The organism is Escherichia sp. E4385, assembly GCF_963883145.1.
In the GTDB taxonomy this organism is placed as follows: domain Bacteria; phylum Pseudomonadota; class Gammaproteobacteria; order Enterobacterales; family Enterobacteriaceae; genus Escherichia.
In genome coordinates, this window is record NZ_CAWOOJ010000004.1 from 1 (window position 1) to 1,702 (window position 1,702).

2 protein-coding genes are annotated in these 1,702 nt (G+C 47.3%); both read left to right on the forward strand.

All coding sequences use genetic code 11. The features are described from left to right. Positions 1-776 (forward strand): flagellin (locus AACS80_RS05775; protein ID WP_276609454.1); only part of this gene is annotated, 776 nt, incomplete at its 5' end. Positions 777-1,244: 468 nt separating this feature from the next. Then, positions 1,245-1,702 (forward strand): flagellin N-terminal helical domain-containing protein (locus AACS80_RS05780; protein WP_445236440.1); only part of this gene is annotated, 458 nt, incomplete at its 3' end.

Consider the following 1,702-nt stretch of genomic DNA (forward strand, 5'->3'; position numbering starts at 1 on the left):
CCGACACCCTCGGTATGACCGGTTTCAACATTGCTTCCACACTTGATGTTACTACTCTTAAGGCGTCGGCTACCACGTATGACGTTGACAAAGGTTACACCTATGACGTGAATAAGGTTACAGATACAAAAGCCCCCTCCCCAACTACAGCCACTGATATTGTTCAGGATAGTAATGGAAACCTTTACGCAAAAGAAGGGGCGAAATATCACGCACTTCACGATGACGGTAAGGGCAATTTTACTTTCGACAGTACGGTTGACAACACGACTACGGCGACGGCTGGCGGAGCGCCAACATCAGTCGTTGGTAATGAAGTGTATGATCATAATGTTGCGGCAACCGTACCGCCAGGTTGCACCCTAAAAGACGATGGTCAAGGTAACTACTATCTTGATGATGGTAATGGCAATATAACTGAGGCTACCCTTTCAAAATCGTATGACTCTAATGCTGGTACCAGTAAAGTTGTGGTGACCGCCGGTAAAAACGTGACCAACACTGCCGACCCGCTGAAAACGATTGATGCTGCGCTGTCTCAGGTTGATAAACTGCGTTCCGGTCTTGGTGTGGTACAGAACCGTTTCGATTCTGTTATCAGCAACCTGAACAACACCGTTAACAACCTGACCGAGTCCCGTTCCCGTATTCTCGACGCTGACTTCGCGTCTGAAGTGTCTAATATGAGCCGCGCGAACATCCTGCAGTCTGCAGGTACTTCTGTGCTGGCACAGGCTAATCAGATCCCACAGAACATTCTGCAGCTTCTGCGTTAATGAGTACCCCGCCGGCAGAATGCTTCTGCCGGTGTCCTCCCTGCCCGCCCGGTCTTCCTCCTGGGCGTTTTTTTATCATTAAGCCTCCACCATTATCTTCGTAACCGGGGATAAAATTCGCTTCATAATCCGGGGATTTGTGAATTATCTTACCCGGTCATGGCAGAGAGCACTTAAATTTTACCATAAACAAATCTGCAGATATTATCTTACCCCTGACGTAATAATTATTACGTTCCCCTCCTGAGATATCTGCCTTATACCAGTATAAAGACAGGCTGACGAGTAAAAATCATCAATCCGTTTTTATTTATCCAATTACATTCCGGCCTGTTCTTTTTTATCTTATTCACTTTAGCCACTTTATTTTTATGCCGATATCTAACGTATGCGCCACTTATAACGCATATTTAATTTAAGTTCCTTTCCGGACGGATCGCACCGCTGGATTTTAATTGAGGATATATTATGTCACAGGTCATTAATACCAACGCACTGAGTCTGGTTGCACAGAACAACCTGAACAAATCGCAGTCCACTCTCGGCACAGCGATCCAACGTCTGTCTTCTGGTCTGCGTATTAACAGCGCAAAAGACGATGCTGCTGGCCAGGCTATCAGTAACCGTTTTACGGCCAACATCTCTGGTCTGACTCAGGCTTCCCGCAACGCTAACGACGGTATCTCCATCGCTCAGACCACTGAAGGCGCACTGAACGAAGTGAACGACAACCTGCAGAATATCCGCCGTCTGACCGTTCAGGCACAGTCCGGTACTTATTCCGCGTCTGACCGTCAGTCCATGCAGGACGAAATTAACGCCCGTCTGGATGAAATCAACCGCATCTCCGATCAGACTGACTTTAACGGCGTTAAAGTACTCAGCTCTGATCAGTCTCTGTCTATTCAGGTGGGTGCTGACGATAA